Consider the following 20,533-nt stretch of genomic DNA (forward strand, 5'->3'; position numbering starts at 1 on the left):
ATGAGTGAAGCCCTGAACGAGCTCGCCGCCTACCTCACGGAAGTTCGCAGCGCCCTGATCTCCTCGAGCGAGATCAAGTATGGCGAGCTGAACGTGACGACGACGACCGAAAACGTTATCGCCCTTTTGACCTTCCTGCGTGACGACGCCAAGTGCGGCTTTGTCAACATGACGGATATCTGCGGTGTCGACTGGCCGCAGCGCGCCGAGCGCTTCGACGTCGTCTACCATCTGCTGTCGCCCAAGAAGAACCTGCGCATCCGCGTCAAGGTTCCGGTTGGCGAAGATCAGCCTGTTCCTTCCGCCTGTGCCGTCTATCCCGGCGCTGATTGGTTCGAGCGCGAAACCTGGGACATGTACGGTGTTCTTTTCACCGGCCACCCGGATTTGCGCCGCCTGTTGACGGACTATGGTTTCGAAGGTCATCCGCTGCGCAAGGACTTCCCGACGACCGGTTTCGTTGAGGTCCGCTACGACGATGCCGCCAAGCGCGTCGTCTACGAGCCGGTGGAACTGAAGCAGGAATTCCGCAACTTCGACTTCCTGTCGCCGTGGGAAGGCACCGACTACGTGCTCCCGGGCGACGAGAAGGCGAAGGCCTGATTGTTGGCGTGTGGCGGGCTTCGGCCTGCCATTCTCTGAAATTCTGAAAACGCGAGCATCGCCGCCATGACAGAACATAACGTTCGCAACTTCAACATCAATTTCGGCCCGCAGCACCCGGCTGCGCACGGCGTTTTGCGTCTTGTCCTCGAACTGGACGGCGAAATTGTGGAACGCGTCGATCCCCATATCGGCCTGCTGCATCGCGGCACGGAAAAGCTGATCGAGACGAAGACCTATCTTCAGGCCGTTCCTTACTTCGACCGCCTCGACTACGTGGCGCCGATGAACCAGGAGCATGCCTATGCCCTGGCCGTCGAAAAGCTGCTCGGCATCGACATCCCGATCCGCGGCCAGCTGATCCGCGTGCTCTATTCGGAAATCGGCCGTATCCTTTCCCATCTTTTGAACGTCACGACGCAGGCCATGGACGTCGGTGCGCTGACGCCGCCGCTTTGGGGCTTCGAAGAGCGCGAAAAGCTGATGGTGTTCTATGAGCGTGCCTCCGGCTCGCGCATGCACGCGGCTTACGTCCGTCCGGGCGGCGTTCACCAGGATCTTCCGGAAAAGCTCGTTCAGGATATCGGCGACTGGTGCGATCCCTTCCTGAAGGCGCTCGACGATATCGACGACCTTCTGACCGGGAACCGTATTTTCAAGCAGCGTAATGTCGATATCGGCGTGGTCTCGCTGGAAGACTGTTGGGCCTGGGGCTTCTCGGGCGTCATGGTCCGAGGCTCGGGTGCTGCCTGGGACCTGCGCAAGGCGCAGCCTTACGAATGCTACTCCGATCTCGAATTCGACATTCCGATCGGCAAGAATGGCGACTGCTACGACCGTTACCTCATCCGCATGATCGAAATGCGCGAGTCTGTCCGTATCATGAAGCAGTGCGTCAATCGCCTGCTCGGCGATGCCAAGACCGGACCGGTTTCGTCGCTGGACGGCAAGGTCGTCCCGCCGAAGCGCGGCGAGATGAAGCGCTCGATGGAAGCGCTGATCCACCACTTCAAGCTTTACACCGAAGGCTATCACGTGCCGGCCGGCGAGGTTTATGCGGCTGTCGAAGCGCCGAAGGGTGAGTTCGGCGTCTATCTCGTCTCGGACGGTTCCAACAAGCCGTATCGTTGCAAGATCCGTGCACCGGGCTATGCGCATCTGCAGGCCATGGATTTCATGTGCCGCGGTCATCAGCTCGCCGACGTCGCGGCCGTGCTCGGCTCGCTCGATATCGTGTTCGGTGAGGTGGATCGTTGATGCGCAGCTGGCAGGTCCTCATTCCAGCGCTTCTGGTTGCCTGCGGTGCTTCGGCACAGCAGACCATCAACTCGCAGGGCCTGCCGACCCTCAATCTGCAGAATTCGAATGCGACGAGCACGAATTCTGCCAAGGGTGGAAACGAGGTCACGTCGGGTGGAGATTCGACCATGGCGGACCTCCTTTCTCGCGGTTACCAAATCAAGGCCGCCGTGCCGAATGGCGGCAAGTTCGTTGTGTTTATGCAGAAAGACCAGTCGGCCTATGCCTGCGAATTTTCGTCTCTGACGAATACGCGGTGTGGGTCCTTAAACTGAGATAAGGCGTGAAAGATGTCCGTTCGTCGACTAGCCGAAGATCAATTCCAGCCAGCCGCCTTCGCCTTCAATGCGGAGAATGCGGTCTGGGCTGAAAAGACGATCCAGAAATATCCTGATGGTCGCCAGCAATCCGCGATCATCCCGCTGATGATGCGCGCACAGGAGCAGGAAGGCTGGGTCACCAAGGCGGCTATCGAAACGATCGCCGACATGCTTGACATGGCCTATATCCGGGCGCTCGAAGTCGCGACCTTCTATACGCAGTTCCAGCTGAACCCCGTTGGTACGCGCGCCCACGTTCAGGTCTGCGGCACGACGCCCTGCATGCTGCGCGGCGCTGAGGGGCTGATCAAGATCTGCAAGAGCCGGATCAACGACCACGCCTTCGAGCGCAACGTCGACGGCACGCTTTCCTGGGAAGAGGTCGAATGTCAGGGCGCCTGCGTCAACGCACCGATGGTGGTGATCGGCAAGGATACCTATGAGGATCTGACGCCGACACGTCTCGAAGAGATCATCGATGCCTTCGCCGCAGGCAAGGGCCATGAAATTCAGACCGGCCCGCAGATCGATCGCGTTTTCTCCGCTCCGGAAGGCGGCTTGACGTCTCTCCTGTCGGATGAGGCGAAGGCAAAGAGCTCGGCGAGCAAGACGGCCAAGGCCACCGCCGAGGTTGTGGCTCCCCCGCCGTCCGAGATTGCGTCGGAGAAGGCTGACGCTGCGAAGAAGCCGTCGCTTGACGACAAGGATCGCCCCGCCGGTATCGAACGGCCGGCGCAGCCGGACGATCTGCAGCTCATTTCAGGCGTCGGCCCGAAGATCGAAGGCACCTTGCATGAGCTTGGCATCTTTACCTTCGCGCAGATCGCGGGCTGGCATGAGGCCGAGCGTCATTGGGTCGACGGCTATCTGAATTTCAAAGGCCGTATCGAGCGCGATGAATGGGTCAAGCAGGCTGAGGCACTCGCTAAGGGTGGCGAAGCGGAATATATCAAGGTCTTCGGCAAGAAGCCGCGGTAAGAGGTGAAGCATGTTACAGGATCAGGATCGCATCTTTACCAATATCTACGGCCTCAAGGATAAATCCCTCAAGGGCGCAATGTCGCGCGGCCATTGGGATGGCACGAAGCAAATTCTCGAAAAGGGCCGTGACTGGATCATCAACGAGATGAAGGCGTCCGGCCTTCGCGGTCGTGGCGGCGCAGGCTTCCCGACCGGTCTCAAGTGGTCCTTCATGCCGAAGGAAAGCGACGGTCGCCCGCATTATCTCGTCGTCAACGCCGACGAGTCCGAGCCCGGCACCTGCAAAGACCGTGACATCATGCGCCACGATCCGCATACGCTGATCGAAGGCTGCGTCATCGCCGGTTTTGCCATGGGCGCCAATGCTGCTTACATCTATGTTCGTGGCGAATACATGCGCGAGCGTGAGGCACTGCAGGCGGCGATCGACGAATGCTATGATGCCGGATTGCTGGGCAAAAACAATAAGCTCGGCTGGGATTTTGATGTTTACGTTCATCATGGCGCCGGCGCTTACATCTGCGGCGAGGAAACCGCGCTGCTCGAAAGCCTGGAAGGCAAGAAGGGCCAGCCACGCCTGAAGCCGCCGTTCCCGGCCAATATGGGCCTTTACGGCTGCCCGACCACCGTCAACAACGTCGAATCCATCGCCGTTGCCCCTACGATCCTGCGTCGCGGCGCCGGCTGGTTCTCGTCCTTCGGCCGCCCGAACAATGTCGGAACGAAGCTGTTCATGCTTTCCGGTCACGTCAACCGTCCCTGCACGGTCGAGGAGACGATGGGCATCACCTTCCGCGAGCTGGTCGAAAAGCACGGCGGCGGTATTCGCGGTGGCTGGGACAACCTGCTTGCGGTCATTCCCGGCGGCGCATCGTGCCCGGTCGTTCCGGCGGCTGACATCATCGACTGCCCGATGGATTTCGACGGCCTGCGCGAAGTCAAGTCGTCCTTCGGCACGGCAGCGGCGATCATCATGGACAAGTCGACCGACATCATCAAGGCGATTGCCCGCATCTCGGCCTTCTTCAAGCATGAGAGCTGTGGCCAGTGTACGCCGTGCCGCGAAGGCACGGGCTGGATGTGGCGCGTTCTCGAGCGTATGGCTCGTGGCAACGCCCAGAAGCGCGAGATCGACATGCTGTTCCAGGTGACGAAGCAGATCGAAGGTCATACCATCTGTGCGCTCGGTGACGCAGCCGCATGGCCGGTTCAGGGCCTGATCCGCAATTTCCGTCCCGAGATCGAGAAGCGCATCGACCAGTACACCGCCAATGCGACGAGCCACGGCGCGGTACTGGAAGCAGCCGAGTAAGGATCGAAGATGGCGAAGACCAACGATATCAGGCAGGAAAGTGGAGCAGGCGGCGATGTATCGGCCGATCTCGGCCGCTTTGCTGCCGATATGTTTGGGAAAGCGCCGATCATGCCGATCCACCCGTTGATGGCCCATCCGGCTGCAGCCATTGCTGCGGTCACGGCCATCGGCTTCGGCTTTACCTCGCAGCTGGCGGGCGCATTCCTCGGTGCTTTCCAGGGCGCCGTTGAGGCAACCACCAAACTGACCGAAGCCCTGGAAGACGAAAAGCATCAGGCTGAAGTCGTTGCGAAGCCGGCGGCCACGAATGGCGGGGCAGGGGATGCGAAGCCTGTGGGGACAGCGCCCGTTGTCAAGACAGCTGCGCCGAAGCCCGTCGCACGGAAGCCGGCTGCTGCAAAGCAGAAAGCGGCTATTGTTAAGAAGACCGAGCCGAAGCCTGCTGTCGCCGCACCCAAGGCTGCGACGACAACTGCAAAGAAGACGGCGAAGGTTGAAGTTACCGCGCCGGCTGCCGCAAAGAAGGTTGAAGTTGCAGCGCCAGTCGCCGCAAAGACAGCTCCCGTGCGCGGCCGCAAGGCTGCCGAGAAGGCCGACGACCTGAAGCGGATTTCCGGCGTCGGTCCGAAGCTGGAGCAGGTGCTGAACGGACGCGGCATCAAGCGATTTGCCGATATCGCCGCCTGGAGCGATGCGGATGTCGAGCGGATCGATGCGGAATTTGGCTTCGACGGCCGCATCCTGCGTGACGACTGGGTCGGTCAGGCGAAGGCGCTGCTGCCGAAGGGCAGGAGTTGAGATTTTTCCTCGGCTGTATCGCGGCCGGGGAGGGTGAATGACGGCGATGGAGACGATGTGGGTGACCCGCATGGCTCGATCGCAAAGCTGGTCTTGCGGGGACAAGGCTTGGCAAAGTTTATTGTGAGCGAACCGGTGTCATCAGGCGTTTGAGCCGCCGCGATGGCAACCCGGTCTGCGATCATGAAATTGTCTGCGGCCAGGTTGGGCTGAAGACGTGACATAGGACTGAGTGGACGATGGCTAAACTGAAGATTGACGGTAAAGAGATCGAAGTTCCGGATCACTACACGCTTATCCAGGCGTGCGAGGAAGCCGGCGCCGAAGTCCCGCGCTTCTGCTTCCATGAACGACTGTCGGTGGCCGGCAATTGCCGCATGTGCCTCGTCGAGGTGAAGGGCGGCCCGCCGAAGCCGCAGGCATCCTGCGCCATGGGTGTTCGCGACATCCGCGGCGGCCCGAACGGCGAGCTTCCGGAAGTCTTCACCAACACGCCGATGGTCAAGAAGGCCCGCGAAGGCGTGATGGAATTCCTGCTGATCAACCACCCGCTGGATTGCCCGATCTGCGACCAGGGCGGCGAATGCGACCTGCAGGATCAGGCCATGGCTTTCGGTATCGACAGCTCGCGCTATCAGGAAGACAAGCGCGCCGTCGAAGACAAGTATATCGGCCCGCTCGTCAAGACCGTGATGAACCGCTGCATCCACTGCACGCGCTGCGTCCGCTTCACGACGGAAGTCGCCGGCATTTCCGAGCTCGGCCTCATCGGCCGCGGCGAAGACGCCGAAATCACCACCTATCTCGAGCAGGCGATGACCTCCGAGCTGCAGGGTAACGTCGTTGACCTTTGCCCGGTTGGCGCGTTGACCTCGAAGCCCTTCGCCTTCACGGCTCGCCCCTGGGAACTGAACAAGACCGAATCGATCGACGTCATGGACGCTCTCGGCTCGGCAATCCGCGTCGATACGCGCGGCCGCGAAGTCATGCGCGTGCTGCCCCGCGTCAACGAGCAGATCAACGAAGAGTGGATCTCCGACAAGACCCGCTTCATCTGGGACGGTCTGAAGACCCAGCGTCTCGACAAGCCCTATGTCCGCAGGGACGGCCGCCTGCAGCCGGCAAGCTGGAGCGATGCCTTCGCTGCCATCAAGTCGGCGGTTTCCGCCACCAGCGGCGACAAGATCGGCGCCATCGCCGGCGATCTCGCTTCAGTCGAGGAAATGTACGCTCTTGGCGAACTGCTGAAATCGCTGGGATCGGAAAATCTCGACTGTCGCCAGGACGGGACGGCGCTTGATCCGTCGCTCGGCCGCGCAAGCTACATCTTCAACCCGAGCATCCAGGGTATCGAAGCCGCTGATGCGCTGCTGATCGTCGGCGCCAATCCGCGCTTCGAGGCTGCTGTCATGAACTCGCGCATCCGCAAGCGCTGGCGTCGCGGCAAGTTCCCGATCGGTGTGATCGGGGAGGCTGCAGACCTTCGCTACTCCTATGACTATCTCGGCGCTGGTCCGGATACGCTGGCCGATCTCGTCAGCGGCTCGCACAGCTTTGCTGACGTGCTGAAGAACGCTCAGAAGCCGATGATCATCATCGGGCAGGGCGCCCTGACACGCGAAGACGGTGCCGAAGTGCTGGCGAATGCCGCCAAGCTCGCCACCGCCGTCGGTGTCGTCAAGGAAGACTGGAACGGCTTTGCCGTGCTGCACACCGCTGCTTCACGCGTCGGCGGCCTCGACCTCGGTTTCGTGCCGGGCGCAAAGGGCGTCAATGCCGTCGCGATGCTGTCGTCGATGGACGTCCTCTTCCTGCTCGGCGCCGATGAACTCGACTTCAGCCGCAAGGGCGCGAAGTTTACTGTTTATATCGGCTCGCACGGCGATAACGGCGCCCAGAACGCCGATGTCATCCTTCCGGCAGCAGCCTACACCGAAAAGTCGGGCACCTGGGTCAACACCGAAGGTCGCGTCCAGATGGGCAACCGCGCCGGCTTCGCGCCGGGCGACGCCCGCGAGGACTGGGCGATCATTCGGGCCCTTTCCGACGTGCTCGGCAAGAAGCTTCCCTTTGATTCGCTGAGGGAATTGCGCTCGAAGCTCTATGCAGCCTTCCCGCATTTCGCCGGTATCGACGAGATTGCCGAAGCCGATAGCGCCCAAATTGCCGCACTTACGAAAAAAGCCGGCGCGATGGGCAAATCGGCATTTGCTTCGCCGATCAAAGACTTCTATTTGACGAACCCGATAACGCGCGCATCGGCTGTCATGGCCGAGTGCTCGGCATTGGCCCGCAACAATTTCCGCGTTGCGGCAGAGTAAGGGCACAGGACTATGGATTCATTCGTTTCGACCTATCTCTGGCCGGCGCTGATCATGATTGGCCAGTCGCTGCTGCTCCTGGTCTGCCTGCTGGTCTTTATCGCTTACATTCTGCTTGCCGACCGTAAGATCTGGGCTGCCGTTCAGCTGCGTCGCGGCCCGAACGTCGTCGGTCCCTTCGGTCTGTTTCAGTCTTTCGCCGACTTGCTGAAGTTCATGTTCAAGGAGCCGATCATCCCGGCCGGCGCCAACAAGACCGTGTTCCTGCTGGCTCCGCTGGTGTCCGTGGTGCTGGCGCTCTCCACCTGGGCCGTCGTGCCGGTGGCGCAGAACTGGGTCGTCGCCGACATCAACGTCGGCATCCTCTACATTCTGGCGATTTCGTCGCTGGAAGTTTACGGCATCATCATGGGCGGCTGGGCTTCGAACTCGAAATACCCGTTCCTCGGCGCGCTCCGTTCAGCGGCGCAGATGGTGTCCTACGAAGTCTCGATCGGCCTCGTCATCGTCACCGTGCTGCTCTGCGTTGGTTCGCTGAACCTGACGGATATCGTGCTGTCGCAGCAGACCGGCCTCGGCACCAAGCTCGGCCTGCCGGCCTCGTTCCTCGACTGGCACTGGCTGTCGCTCTTCCCGATGTTCATCGTGTTCTTCATTTCGGCGCTGGCTGAAACGAACCGTCCGCCCTTCGATCTTCCGGAAGCGGAATCGGAACTGGTTGCCGGCTTCATGGTCGAATACGGTTCTTCGCCTTACATGATGTTCATGCTCGGCGAATACGCGGCCGTCGTTCTGATGTGCTCGCTGACGACGATCCTTTTCCTCGGCGGCTGGCTGCCTCCGGTCGATATCTGGATCCTCAACTGGGTTCCGGGCATCATCTGGTTCCTGCTGAAGTCGTGCTTTGTGTTCTTCATGTTCGCGATGGTGAAGGCATTCGTGCCGCGCTACCGCTACGACCAGCTCATGCGCCTTGGCTGGAAGGTTTTCCTGCCGCTGTCGCTCGCCATGGTCGTTATCGTTGCATTCGTGCTGAAGCTGACGGGATGGGCATGATGATGTCGATCCTCGCTTCAAGCAGATTTGGAGGTTGAAGATGGCCGGAATTTCCAACGCCGTCAGCTCGCTGTTCCTCAAGGAATTTGTCGGCGCATTCTTTTTGTCGATGCGTTACTTCTTCAAGCAGAAGGCAACGATCAACTACCCCTTCGAAAAGGGGCCGGTTAGCCCGCGCTTCCGTGGCGAACACGCGCTGCGCCGTTATCCTAACGGCGAAGAGCGTTGCATCGCCTGCAAGCTCTGCGAGGCCATCTGTCCTGCCCAGGCCATCACCATCGAGGCCGGGCCGCGCCGCAACGACGGCACCCGCCGCACGGTGCGTTACGACATCGACATGGTGAAGTGCATCTATTGCGGCTTCTGCCAAGAGGCATGCCCGGTCGACGCCATCGTCGAAGGGCCGAACTTCGAATTCGCCACCGAAACCCGCGAAGAGCTCTACTTCGACAAGGCGCGGCTTTTGGACAATGGCGACCGCTGGGAACGCGAAATCGCGCGCAACATCGCGATCGACTCGCCGTACCGCTGAGCGGAGTTTTGAATATGCCGTGACGGGCGGCCGATCGTCGCCGTCGCGGTTGAATCTAGACCGGGGCTTTGCCGGACTTATCGTTCGGTCGAGCTCCATCGGGCAGGGAAACTCCCGGCTGCCCGGGGGAAGACGAAAAAGGCACCAACATGGGTCTGCAGGCTCTTTTTTTCTATATCTTCGCCTTTGTCGCTGTGGCGTCGGCGTTCATGGTCATCTCGGCGCGGAATCCGGTCCATTCGGTCCTGTTCCTCATCCTGGTATTCTTCAACGCGGCCGGCCTCTTCCTTTTGATGGGGGCTGAATTCCTGGCGATGATCCTGCTGGTCGTTTATGTCGGCGCCGTGGCGGTTCTCTTCCTCTTCGTCGTCATGATGCTCGATATCGACTTCTCCGAGCTGAGAGCCGGCATTCTGGAATATGCCCCGATCGGTGCTTTGATCGGTATCATCCTCGCCGCCGAGCTCATCGTCGTCATCGGCGGCAGCGTGATTTCGCCGACCATTGCCAAGTCCGTCGCCATGCCGATCCCGGCTCTGACGCAGCGGACGAACACCGCCGCCCTCGGCGACGTGCTCTACACCAACTACGTTTACTTCTTCGAGATCGCTGGCCTCGTTCTGCTGGTCGCGATGATCGGTGCAATCGTGCTGACGCTGAAGCATCGCACGCACATCAAGCGCCAGAACATTTCCCAACAGGTCGCCCGCACGCCCGCGACCGCCGTCGAGGTGGTCAAGGTCAAGCCGGGGCAGGGCGTCTGAGGCGAGGCACGAGGATCAAAGGAACAAGAACATGGTCATCGGACTTTCCCATTACCTCACGGTCAGCGCCATCCTTTTCGTGCTCGGCGTCTTCGGTATCTTTCTGAACCGCAAGAACGTCATCATCATCCTGATGTCCGTCGAGCTCATATTGCTCGCGGTCAACATCAACATGGTCGCCTTCTCGTCGTTCCTCAACGACATCGTCGGCCAGGTTTTCGCTCTATTCATTTTGACCGTCGCTGCAGCTGAAGCTGCGATCGGTCTTGCAATTCTCGTCGTCTTCTACCGTAACCGCGGCTCCATCGCGGTTGAAGACGTCAACGTGATGAAGGGCTGATAAAGCTATGTTTTTATATAAGGCTATCGTCTTTCTTCCCCTGATTGGCGCGATCATCGCCGGCCTTTTCGGCCGCGCGATCGGCGCCAAGGCTTCGGAATATGTAACCACCGGCCTGATGATCATCGCGGCCGTCCTCTCGTGGGTCGTCTTCTTCACCGTGGCGCTCGGCCATACGGATGGCCCGATCAAGGTTGAAGTCCTGCGCTGGATCCAGTCCGGCGGCATCGACGTCTCCTGGTCGCTGCGCGTCGACACGCTGACCTCGGTCATGCTGATCGTCGTGAATTCGGTCTCGACCCTGGTTCACGTCTATTCGATCGGATACATGCACCACGATCCGCATCGTCCGCGCTTCTTCGCCTATCTCTCGCTCTTCACCTTCGCCATGCTGATGCTGGTGACCTCCGACAACCTCGCCCAGATGTTCTTCGGCTGGGAAGGCGTCGGTCTCGCCTCATATCTGCTGATCGGCTTCTGGTTCAAGAAACCGTCCGCCTCGGCCGCTGCGATGAAGGCCTTCATCGTCAACCGCGTCGGCGACTTCGGCTTCGTGCTCGGCATTGCCGGCGTCTTCGTCCTCTTCGGCTCGATCAATTTCGACGTCATCTTCGGCAATGCCCAAAGCTTCGCCTCCGGGCAGGGCGGTCAGCCGACGGATATCGTGCTCAACCTCTTCGGCATGCATCTCGATCGCGGTCACGCGCTGACGGCCGTCTGCCTGCTGCTCTTCATGGGCGCGATGGGCAAGTCGGCGCAGTTCCTGCTGCACACCTGGCTGCCGGACGCCATGGAAGGCCCGACGCCGGTTTCCGCACTCATCCATGCCGCAACGATGGTCACCGCCGGCGTCTTCCTCGTCGCCCGCATGTCGCCGATCTTCGAATTGTCGCAGGATGCGCTGACCGTCGTCACCATCGTCGGCGCGATCACGGCCTTCTTCGCCGCAACCGTCGGCCTCGTGCAGAACGACATCAAGCGCGTCATCGCCTACTCGACCTGTTCGCAGCTCGGCTACATGTTCGTCGCCCTCGGCGTCGGCGCTTATGGCGCTGCGATCTTCCATCTCTTCACCCACGCCTTCTTCAAGGCTCTGCTCTTCCTCTGCGCCGGCTCGGTCATCCACGCCGTCGATGGCGAGCAGGACATGCGTCATATGGGTGGCCTGCGCCCGCACATCCAGAAGACCTTCTGGATGATGATCATCGGCACGCTGGCGATCACCGGCGTCGGCATTCCGTTGACCCACATCGGTTTTGCCGGCTTCATCTCGAAGGATGCGATTATCCTGGCGGCCTTCGCCTCGCACAATGCAGCCGCCGGCTTCGCCTTCACGCTGCTCGTCATCGCCGCGATGTTCACCAGCTTCTACTCCTGGCGCCTGATCTTCATGACCTTCTTCGGCAAGCCGCGCGCCTCGCACGAAGTCATGCACCACGTGCATGAATCGCCGAACGTCATGCTGATCCCGCTTTACCTGCTGGCGATCGGTGCTGTCGGTGCCGGCATGTATTTCAATGCTGATTTCGTCGGTCACGCCTACGAGGAATTCTGGAAGCATGCCCTGTTCACGCTCCCGGACAACAAAATCCTCGAAGAGATGGAACATGCGCCTTTGTGGGTTGAGCTCAGCCCCTTCATCGCCATGCTTCTCGGCCTCGTCACCGCCTGGTATTTCTACATCAAGTCGCCGGAAACGCCGCGCCGTCTCGCCCAGCAGCAGCGCGTGCTATACGAGTTCCTGTTGAACAAGTGGTACTTCGACGAACTTTATGACTTCCTCTTCGTCCGCTCCGCCAAGGCGCTTGGCCGCTTCCTCTGGAAGAAGGGCGACATCGGGGTCATCGACACCATCGGCCCGAACGGCATTGCCGCCCGCGTCGTCGATGTCACCAACCGCGTCGTGCGCCTGCAGACCGGCTACCTCTATCACTATGCCTTCGCGATGCTGCTCGGCATTGCGGCCCTCGTTACCTGGATGATGCTCGGGAGTTCCCTCTGATGACCGATTGGCCCATTCTTTCAACGGTCACATTCCTGCCGCTGGTAGGTGTCGTTCTCCTGTTGTTTACGCAGGACGACGGCGCCAATGGCCGCCGGAACGTCCTGAACATTTCGCTGGCAACGACCATCGTCACCTTCATCGTGTCGCTGTTCGTCTGGATCTGGTTCGACAATGCCAATCCTGGCTTCCAGCTCGTCGAAAAGCATGACTGGCTGACGAGCGGCATCAGCTACCACATGGGCGTCGACGGCATCTCCATGCTGTTCGTCATCCTGTCGACCTTCCTGATGCCCTTCTGCGTGCTCGCAAGCTGGCTTTCGGTCGAAAAGCGCCTGAAGGACTACATGATCGCTTTCCTCGTCCTCGAGACGATGATGATCGGCGTGTTCGTGTCGCTGGATATCGTGCTGTTCTACGTCTTCTTCGAAGCCGGCCTCATCCCGATGTTCCTGATCATCGGCGTCTGGGGCGGCAAGGATCGCGTCTACGCCAGCTACAAGTTCTTCCTCTACACGCTGCTCGGCTCCGTGCTGATGCTGCTCGCCATCATGGCGATGTACTGGCAGGCTGGCACGACCGACATCCCGACGCTGCTCGCCTACAAGTTCCCGCCGCAGCTGCAGACCTGGCTATGGCTTGCCTTCTTCGCCTCCTTCGCGGTGAAGATGCCGATGTGGCCTGTTCATACCTGGCTTCCCGACGCGCACGTTCAGGCGCCGACGGCGGGCTCTGTCATTCTGGCGGGCGTCCTCCTGAAGCTCGGCGGCTACGGTCTCATCCGCTTCTCGCTCGGCATGTTCCCGAATGCTTCGGAATATTTCGCGCCGCTCGTCTTCGCCCTTTCGGTCATCGCCATCATCTACACCTCGTTGGTCGCGATGATGCAGGACGATATCAAGAAGCTGATCGCCTACTCGTCGGTCGCCCACATGGGCTATGTGACGATGGGTATCTTTGCGGCAAACCAGCAGGGCGTGCAGGGTGCGATCTTCCAGATGCTCTCGCACGGTATCGTCTCGGGCGCGCTCTTCCTCTGCGTCGGCGTGATCTACGACCGCACCCATACCCGCGAAATCGCGGCTTATGGCGGCCTGGTCAACAACATGCCGAAATATGCCGTCGCCATGATGGTCTTCACCATGGCGAACGTCGGTCTGCCCGGCACTTCCGGCTTCATCGGCGAATTCCTGACCCTGATCGGCGTTTTCCGCGCCAATACCTGGGTTGCGCTCTTCGCCGCGACCGGCGTGATCCTGTCGGCGGCTTACGCGCTCTGGCTCTACCGCCGCGTCATTTTCGGCGCGCTGGAGAAGGAAAACCTGAAGAAGCTCCTGGATCTGTCGCCGCGTGAACAGCTGATCCTCTATCCGCTGATCGCGCTGACGATCCTCTTCGGTGTCTATCCGGCTCCGATCTTCGATGCCACGGCGGCTTCGGTGGATCTGCTGGTGAACAATTATACCGCTGCCCTGCACGCTGCGCAGAATGTTGCGCTGTCGATGAATTGATGACGGGACCTATTCGACATGACTGCTGACACAATTCTTGCAAGCCTGCATCTTTCCATTCCGGAGCTCATCCTCGCGGTCGGTGCACTTGCGTTGCTCATGATCGGCGTCTTCTCGGGCGAGCGGTCGGGACCCACGGTCACCGGTCTTGCCATCGCACTCCTCGCGGTGGCCGGTCTCTGGATCATTTTCGTGCCGGGCGAGGGCCTCGCCTATGGCGGCGCCTATCTCGCCGACGGCTTCTCCCGCTTCATGAAGATCGTCGCACTGGTCGGCTCGATCGTCGCCATGTTCCTCAGCATGGGGCAGGCGCGCGAGCAGCAGCTCGATCGCTTCGAGTTCCCGGTTCTGCTCGTGCTCGCGACCCTCGGCATCCTGCTGATGATTTCGGCGCACGACCTGATCTCGCTCTACCTGTCGCTGGAACTGCAGTCGCTGGCGCTCTACGTCGTGGCCGCGATCAACCGCGACAGCCTGAAGTCGACCGAAGCCGGCCTGAAGTATTTCGTTCTCGGCGCACTGTCGTCGGGCATGCTGCTCTACGGCATGTCGCTGGTTTACGGCTTCACGGGCCACACTTCCTTCGATGCGATCGCTACCGCGCTGAGCGCCGAGACCCGTTCGCTCGGCCTCGTCTTCGGTCTGGTCTTCGTGCTTGCAGGCCTCGCCTTCAAGATTTCTGCCGTGCCGTTCCACATGTGGACGCCGGACGTTTACGAAGGCGCGCCGACCCCGGTCACCGCCTTCTTCGCGGCGGCGCCGAAGGTTGCCGCCATGGCGATCCTGACGCGTATCGTCGTGACGGCCTTCCATCCGGTCCTGGCCGATTGGCAGCAGATCATCGTCTTCATCTCGATCGCCTCGATGGTGCTCGGCTCCTTCGCCGCAATCGGTCAGCGCAACTTCAAGCGACTGATGGCCTATTCGTCGATCGGTCACATGGGCTACGCGCTCGTCGGCCTCGCCGCCGGCACCAAGACCGGCGTCTCCGGTGTCATGCTCTACATGGTCATCTACATGGTCATGACGCTCGGCTCCTTCGCCATCATCATGGCGATGCGCCGCAAGGACGGCCGTCAGGTCGAAAGCATCGAAGACCTCGCCGGCCTTTCGACGACCAACCCCTTCATGGCGGTCGTGCTGACGGCGCTCATGTTCTCGCTGGCAGGCATCCCGCCGCTCGCAGGCTTCTTCGGAAAGTACTTCGTCTTCGTCGCTGCCATCCAGGCGCATCTCTATGCGCTCGCCATTATCGGTGTTCTGGCTTCGGTCGTCGGCGCTTACTACTATCTGCGCGTCATCAAGGTGATGTGGTTCGATGAGGCCAAGGATGAATTCGCACGTACCGCTGGTTCGCTGCGCCTCGTCTTCGGTCTCTCCGGCCTGTTCGTCATTGCCTATGTCTTCTTCGGCGGCGTAATCGGCGGTGCTGCCGATCTCGCCGCTGCGACGCTGTTTTGATGGCGTCTGACATGAATAGCCGGAAGTCGCTTGCCGACTTCCGGCACGATGCCCTTCAAGAGACTTCGTCCACAAACAACGTGTGCCTTGAACGCGCACGCGCCGGCGATCCTGGAAACCTTTGGGTGACCGCGGAGCGCCAGACGGGTGGGCGCGGCCGCCGCGGCCGGCCCTGGGTGTCTGAAGCCGGCAATCTCTATGCATCTCTCCTTCTGATCGATCCCGCTCCCATGGACCGGCTCGGCTCTTTGCCGCTTGCGGTCGCGGTCGCCGTGCATCAGGCGGTGCGTGGGGTGTTGCCGCTCGCAGCCGAACCGGCCGAGATCAAGTGGCCGAACGATATTCTGATCGGCCGCAAGAAGACCTGCGGTATCCTGATCGAAGGCGAGGCTCTTCCGGATGGCCGTTATGCGCTTGTCATCGGCATCGGCATCAATATTGCCGTCATGCCTGACAATCCGATGTATCCGGTCACCTGCCTGAGACAGCAAGGCTCGATGGTGTCGCCGGACGAGCTGTTTGCCCATCTTTATGCCGCTATGTCCGAGGCACTCGATGCCTGGAACCGCGGCAAGGGCATTCGGGAAATCACCGCGCGCTGGCGCGAATTTGCATGCGGCATCGGCGAAAAGATCACGGTAAACTTGCCGGATCGCTCAATTTCGGGCCATTTCTCCGGAATCGATGATAATGGCTTGTTGATGCTCGAGACCGAGGACGGCAGGATCATGCCGATTGCCGCGGGCGACGTTTTCTTTAGGTAATGGGTAGGGATCACATGGCGAAACAAGACGAATTGGTGTTTCTGCCTCTCGGCGGCGTGGGCGAAATCGGCATGAACCTCGCCCTTTATGGCTATGGTCCGGCGGAGCAGCGCCAGTGGATCATGGTCGATTGCGGTGTCACATTCCCGGGACCGGATCTGCCTGGAGTCGATCTCGTATTGCCGGATATCCGTTTCCTCGCCAAGGAGCGCAAGAACCTCAAGGGCATCATCATCACCCATGCCCACGAAGATCACTATGGCGCGCTGAACGATCTCTGGCCGGGCCTGAATGTTCCGATCTATGCCTCGGCATTCACCGCTGGCCTTCTCGAAGCCAAGCGCGATTATGAGAAGTCGATGGGCGAGATCCCGGTCACGCTGTTCAAGGCAGGCGACCGCATCAATGTCGGCCCGTTCGAGATCGAAGGCGTGGCCGTCAATCATTCGATCCCCGAGCCGATGTCGCTGATGATCCGCACGCCTCTCGGCAATGTCGTTCATACGGGTGACTGGAAGATCGATCATGAGCCGTCACTCGGCCCGCTGACCGATGAGACCCGCTTCCGCCAGCTTGGCGAAGAGGGCGTGCTGGCGCTGATGTGCGATTCCACCAATGCGCTGCGTGATGGTGTTTCGCCTTCCGAGAAGGATGTTTCCGAAAGCCTGCGCAAGATCATCGAGGACGCCGAGGGCCGGGTGGCGATCACCACCTTCTCGTCGAATGTCGGCCGTATCCGCACCATTGCCGAGGCTGCCGAAGCAGCTGGCCGTGAAATATTGCTGCTCGGCAGCTCGCTGAAGCGTGTCGTCGACGTCGCCCGCGACATCGGCCTGATGGAAGGCATCAAGCCTTTCATCGCCGAAGACGAATATGGCTATATCCCGCGCGACAAGGTCGTGGTGATCCTGACCGGCAGCCAGGGCGAGCCGCGCGCAGCTCTGGCCAAGCTGGCCCGGGACGAGATGCGCAACGTCGCATTGGCATCCGGCGATATCGTCGTCTTCTCCTCGCGTGCCATTCCCGGCAATGAGAAAGCGATCCAGGACATCAAGAACGGCCTGATCGAACAGGGCGTCCATGTCGTGACGGACGCGGAAGCGCTGGTTCATGTCTCCGGCCATCCGCGCCGCAATGAGCTACAGAAGATGTACGAATGGACGCGCCCCAAGGTCGTCGTGCCCGTGCATGGCGAAGCGACGCATCTGACTGCCCATAAGGAACTGGCCGAACAGAGCGGCATCGCCACAGTGCCGCGCGTGCGCAACGGCGATGTGCTGCGTCTGGCACCCGGTCCGGTCGAAGTCATCGGCGAAGCGCCGCATGGCCGCATCTTCAAGGACGGTATTCTGATCGGCGATTTCGACGAGATGGGCATCGGCGAGCGCAAGAAGCTCTCTTATGTCGGCCACGTCGCCGTCAACGTCGTGCTCGATGCGCGCTATGACATAGTCGGCGATCCCGATCTCGTGCCGATCGGCCTGCCGGCCTATGACGACGAAGGCGAGGAGATGGAGGATACGCTCTTCGATGCCATCGTCAGCGCCATCGAAAGCATTCCGCGCGCGCGCCGCAAGGATCTCAACGTGCTGCAGGAGGCCGTTCGTCGCGCGGTGCGGGCAGCGGCAAACCAGGGCTGGGGCAAGAAACCGCTCGTGACCGTATTCGTGACGCGCACCAGCAACTGAGGTCGGATCGGGGAGGAGAGAGCCATGTTGGGACGCATCAATCACATCGCGATCGTCGTTCCCGATATCGCTGCAGCTTCCAGAGCCTATCGCGAAACGCTCGGCGCTATCGTATCTCCGCCGCAGGAACTGCCGGAGCATGGCGTCACCGTCGTCTTCGTTGAGCTGCCGAACAGCAAGGTCGAGCTGCTTGAACCGCTGGACGAAACCTCGCCGATTGCTTCCTTCCTCGCCAAGAACCCGGATGGCGGCATGCACCATATCTGCTACGAGGTTGCGGATATCCTCGCGTCACGCGATCAACTCATCGCCAAGGGCGCTCGCGTGCTCGGTAACGGCGAGCCGAAGATCGGCGCGCATGGCAAGCCGGTGCTCTTCCTGCATCCCAAGGATTTCTTCGGCACGCTCATCGAGCTTGAGCAGGTGTGACACCGCAGCTTGAGGCGAGTGTGACATTAAAACGCTGATCGGCGCTTTGAAAGACGACTGCTTTGCCCCTATAAGCAGCTTGGAAGAGGAAGAGGCGATAAACTCGTCTCGAAGGGAGTATAATGGCACAGCAGATCGTCGCCGGTTTCGCCGTCTATTTCGTCATCTGGTGGATCACGCTTTTCGCAGTCCTGCCTTTTGGTCTGCGAACCCAGGCTGAGGATGAACATGTGATCCTTGGCACCGTCGAAAGCGCGCCGACGAAATTCCGTGCATGGCGGGTCGTGCTGGTCACGACGCTGGTATCGGCTCTTATCTATGGCACCTGGTATATCGCCTCGCGCTACTTCGGCCTGAGTATAGATTCCATCCCCCAGATCGTTCCAAGCTATAAATGATCTACGAAAATCGTAGATGAAAGGTGCCTGAAATGTGGCGCCTTGCGATCGCCATCAATTTGTCACACGCCTGTCATGAGGGTGGCGCAAAGAATTTACAGCTTGTGTATATTATTTCAGCAGAAGAGCGAACCAAAGGTTCCGGGCAGGCCAGGGGATGTTGAGGCGCTGAGAAAGCAAAAAAAAACAAGGCTATAAGCCTTGTTTTAAAGTATCGCGTGATCCTTATCCGTTACCGGGGCAGCGAACGAGCGCGCCTAAGATCTGATCCTCCCAAGACTTGACCGCGAAACGGCAAGAATTTAGCCTTCCTGCCTCTTTTGTGAGCTAAAATTAGCTCAAACATTGAGCTTTGTCATCCTTTTTTTTGCTTTTTTGCTACAACCGCGCAGAATTTTTCTGTTGACGAATTTCCGTCGTAAATCCTTATAAACGTGCGCTTTTTCGAAACATCGAAAATAGGCTCTATCCCCTGTATTCTCGGGCTTTTGTCAAATTCTTCTATTGAAGAATGCGGGTTTCCTTCCTGCGCCGAAGCAGTTATGAACTGCCTCCAGTACATAATTTGCTAACGATTCCGCCCTCCGTGGAACGTCAAACCATCTGGAACAAGCGTCATGCGTCTGTCTCGTTACTTCATGCCCATCCTGAAGGAAAATCCCAAGGAGGCTGAAATTGTTTCCCATCGGCTCATGCTGCGCACCGGCATGATCCGTCAGCAGTCGCAGGGCATCTATTCCTGGCTGCCATTGGGCAAACGCGTGCTGGATAAGGTCAACAAGATCATCCGCGAGGAACAGAACCGTTCCGGCGCCATCGAGCTGTCGATGCCGACACTGCAGTCGGCCGAGCTCTGGCAGGAAAGCGGTCGCTATGATGCCTACGGCAAGGAGATGCTGCGCATTAAGGACCGGCAGGATCGGCCCATGCTCTATGGTCCGACCAATGAAGAGATGGTCACCGACATCTTCCGGTCTTACATCAAGTCCTACAAGGACTTGCCGCTGAACCTTTATCATATTCAGCTGAAGTTCCGTGACGAGATTCGTCCGCGCTTCGGCACGATGCGCTCGCGCGAATTCATGATGAAGGATGCCTATTCCTTCGATCTGACGCAGGAGGGTGCTGTCCATTCTTACAACAAGATGTTCGCGGCTTATCTGCGCACCTTCACTCGTCTCGGTCTGAGGGCGATCCCCATGCGTGCCGATACCGGCCCGATCGGCGGCAATCTCAGCCACGAATTCATCATTCTCGCCGACACCGGCGAGTCGGAAGTCTTCTGCCACAAGGATTTCGTCAATTTCGACATTCCTGGCGAGGACACGAATTTCGATGATGTCGCCGGCCTGAAGAGCATTTTCGACAAGTGGACTTCGGTCTACGCCGCCACCTCGGAAATGCACGACGAAGCCGCCTTCAACGCGATCCCTGAAGGTGACCGCCTGTCGGCGCGCGGCATTGAGGTCGGCCACATCTTCTATTTCGGTACGAAATATTCCGAGCCGATGGGTGCCAAGGTGCAGGGTCCGGACGGCAAGGAACATGCTGTCCACATGGGATCTTACGGTATCGGCCCCACACGCCTTGTTCCCGCCATCATCGAAGCATCGCATGATGAGAACGGAATCATCTGGCCGGCTTCGGTCGCGCCGTTTGACGTCGTGGTGATCAACATGAAGGCCGGGGATCAAGCGTGTGATGAGGCTTGCGAAACCGTCTATGCCGCGCTGTCGAAGGCGGGCAAGGATGTGCTCTACGACGATCGCGACGAGCGCGCCGGAACGAAGTTCGCAACGGCTGATCTGATCGGCGTGCCCGTGCAGATTATCGTCGGACCGCGTTCGATCGCGAGCGGCGAAGTGGAAGTGAAGGACCGCAAGACCGGCGCTCGCGAGACGATGACGGTCGAGGCAGCGATCAATCGGCTGGCAGGCTGATTGACGATACT

General features: G+C 59.9%; 19 protein-coding genes. All 19 read left to right on the plus strand.

Going from position 1 to position 20,533, the window contains the following annotated elements:
- The 19 genes from GA0061100_RS08475 (at position 1) to proS (ending at position 20,522) form a co-directional block, all read left to right on the plus strand.
- Positions 1–603, plus strand: a complete 603-nt coding sequence (locus tag GA0061100_RS08475) for an NADH-quinone oxidoreductase subunit C (RefSeq protein WP_075852281.1) — start codon at positions 1–3, stop codon at positions 601–603.
- Positions 604–669: 66 nt separating this feature from the next.
- The gene (locus tag GA0061100_RS08480; RefSeq protein WP_047627059.1) at positions 670–1,860 is read left to right on the plus strand and encodes an NADH-quinone oxidoreductase subunit D; all 1,191 of its coding nucleotides are present in this window, start codon (positions 670–672) and stop codon (positions 1,858–1,860) included.
- Entirely contained in the window at positions 1,860–2,177 is a 318-nt protein-coding gene (locus GA0061100_RS08485; RefSeq protein ID WP_075852282.1) for a hypothetical protein, read from the plus strand. The genes GA0061100_RS08480 and GA0061100_RS08485 overlap by 1 nt, the downstream gene beginning before the upstream one ends.
- A 15-nt stretch (positions 2,178–2,192) precedes the next feature.
- The gene (nuoE, locus tag GA0061100_RS08490) at positions 2,193–3,200 is read left to right on the plus strand and encodes an NADH-quinone oxidoreductase subunit NuoE (RefSeq protein ID WP_075852283.1); all 1,008 of its coding nucleotides are present in this window, start codon (positions 2,193–2,195) and stop codon (positions 3,198–3,200) included.
- A 10-nt stretch (positions 3,201–3,210) separates the two neighbouring features.
- The gene (nuoF, locus tag GA0061100_RS08495; protein ID WP_075852284.1) at positions 3,211–4,515 is read left to right on the plus strand and encodes an NADH-quinone oxidoreductase subunit NuoF; all 1,305 of its coding nucleotides are present in this window, start codon (positions 3,211–3,213) and stop codon (positions 4,513–4,515) included.
- 9 nt (positions 4,516–4,524) lie between these two features.
- A complete protein-coding gene (locus GA0061100_RS08500; protein ID WP_075852285.1) occupies positions 4,525–5,316 on the plus strand; it encodes an NADH-quinone oxidoreductase subunit E in 792 nt (263 codons plus the stop codon).
- A gap of 239 nt (positions 5,317–5,555) precedes the next feature.
- Positions 5,556–7,637 carry an NADH-quinone oxidoreductase subunit NuoG gene (gene nuoG / locus GA0061100_RS08505; protein WP_075852286.1) on the plus strand — a complete coding sequence of 694 codons (2,082 nt, stop codon included), beginning with the start codon at positions 5,556–5,558 and terminating at the stop codon, positions 7,635–7,637.
- 12 nt (positions 7,638–7,649) lie between these two features.
- Complete coding sequence (gene nuoH / locus GA0061100_RS08510) at positions 7,650–8,693, plus strand: NADH-quinone oxidoreductase subunit NuoH (protein WP_015339512.1); 1,044 nt, start codon at positions 7,650–7,652, stop codon at positions 8,691–8,693.
- Between the two features lie 40 nt (positions 8,694–8,733).
- On the plus strand, positions 8,734–9,225 hold the full coding sequence (gene nuoI / locus GA0061100_RS08515) for an NADH-quinone oxidoreductase subunit NuoI (protein WP_069614971.1): 492 nt from the start codon (positions 8,734–8,736) through the stop codon (positions 9,223–9,225).
- Between the two features lie 149 nt (positions 9,226–9,374).
- Positions 9,375–9,989: an NADH-quinone oxidoreductase subunit J gene (locus tag GA0061100_RS08520; protein ID WP_075852287.1), complete on the plus strand. Its 615-nt coding sequence runs from the start codon at positions 9,375–9,377 to the stop codon at positions 9,987–9,989.
- A gap of 31 nt (positions 9,990–10,020) precedes the next feature.
- A complete protein-coding gene (gene nuoK, locus GA0061100_RS08525; RefSeq protein ID WP_007689961.1) occupies positions 10,021–10,329 on the plus strand; it encodes an NADH-quinone oxidoreductase subunit NuoK in 309 nt (102 codons plus the stop codon).
- Between the two features lie 7 nt (positions 10,330–10,336).
- The gene (gene nuoL / locus GA0061100_RS08530; RefSeq protein WP_075852288.1) at positions 10,337–12,331 is read left to right on the plus strand and encodes an NADH-quinone oxidoreductase subunit L; all 1,995 of its coding nucleotides are present in this window, start codon (positions 10,337–10,339) and stop codon (positions 12,329–12,331) included.
- On the plus strand, positions 12,331–13,842 hold the full coding sequence (locus GA0061100_RS08535; protein WP_075852289.1) for an NADH-quinone oxidoreductase subunit M: 1,512 nt from the start codon (positions 12,331–12,333) through the stop codon (positions 13,840–13,842). The genes nuoL and GA0061100_RS08535 overlap by 1 nt, the downstream gene beginning before the upstream one ends.
- An 18-nt stretch (positions 13,843–13,860) precedes the next feature.
- Entirely contained in the window at positions 13,861–15,303 is a 1,443-nt protein-coding gene (nuoN, locus tag GA0061100_RS08540) for an NADH-quinone oxidoreductase subunit NuoN (protein WP_075852290.1), read from the plus strand.
- Positions 15,303–16,067, plus strand: coding sequence for a biotin--[acetyl-CoA-carboxylase] ligase (locus GA0061100_RS08545; protein WP_075852291.1), 765 nt, complete (start codon positions 15,303–15,305; stop codon positions 16,065–16,067). Before nuoN ends, GA0061100_RS08545 begins: the two co-directional genes overlap by 1 nt.
- Positions 16,068–16,081: 14 nt before the next feature.
- Positions 16,082–17,755 (plus strand): ribonuclease J, encoded by a 1,674-nt coding sequence (locus GA0061100_RS08550; protein ID WP_075852292.1) that lies wholly within the window; start codon positions 16,082–16,084, stop codon positions 17,753–17,755.
- A 24-nt stretch (positions 17,756–17,779) separates the two neighbouring features.
- Positions 17,780–18,184, plus strand: coding sequence for a methylmalonyl-CoA epimerase (mce, locus tag GA0061100_RS08555; RefSeq protein ID WP_075852293.1), 405 nt, complete (start codon positions 17,780–17,782; stop codon positions 18,182–18,184).
- Positions 18,185–18,306: 122 nt separating this feature from the next.
- Positions 18,307–18,582, plus strand: a complete 276-nt coding sequence (locus tag GA0061100_RS08560) for a DUF1467 family protein (protein WP_075852294.1) — start codon at positions 18,307–18,309, stop codon at positions 18,580–18,582.
- A 617-nt stretch (positions 18,583–19,199) separates the two neighbouring features.
- On the plus strand, positions 19,200–20,522 hold the full coding sequence (gene proS, locus GA0061100_RS08565; protein WP_075852295.1) for a proline--tRNA ligase: 1,323 nt from the start codon (positions 19,200–19,202) through the stop codon (positions 20,520–20,522).
- Positions 20,523–20,533: the final 11 nt, after the last annotated feature.

This window comes from Martinezella hainanensis (assembly GCF_900094555.1).
Classification (GTDB): domain Bacteria; phylum Pseudomonadota; class Alphaproteobacteria; order Rhizobiales; family Rhizobiaceae; genus Rhizobium; species Rhizobium hainanense.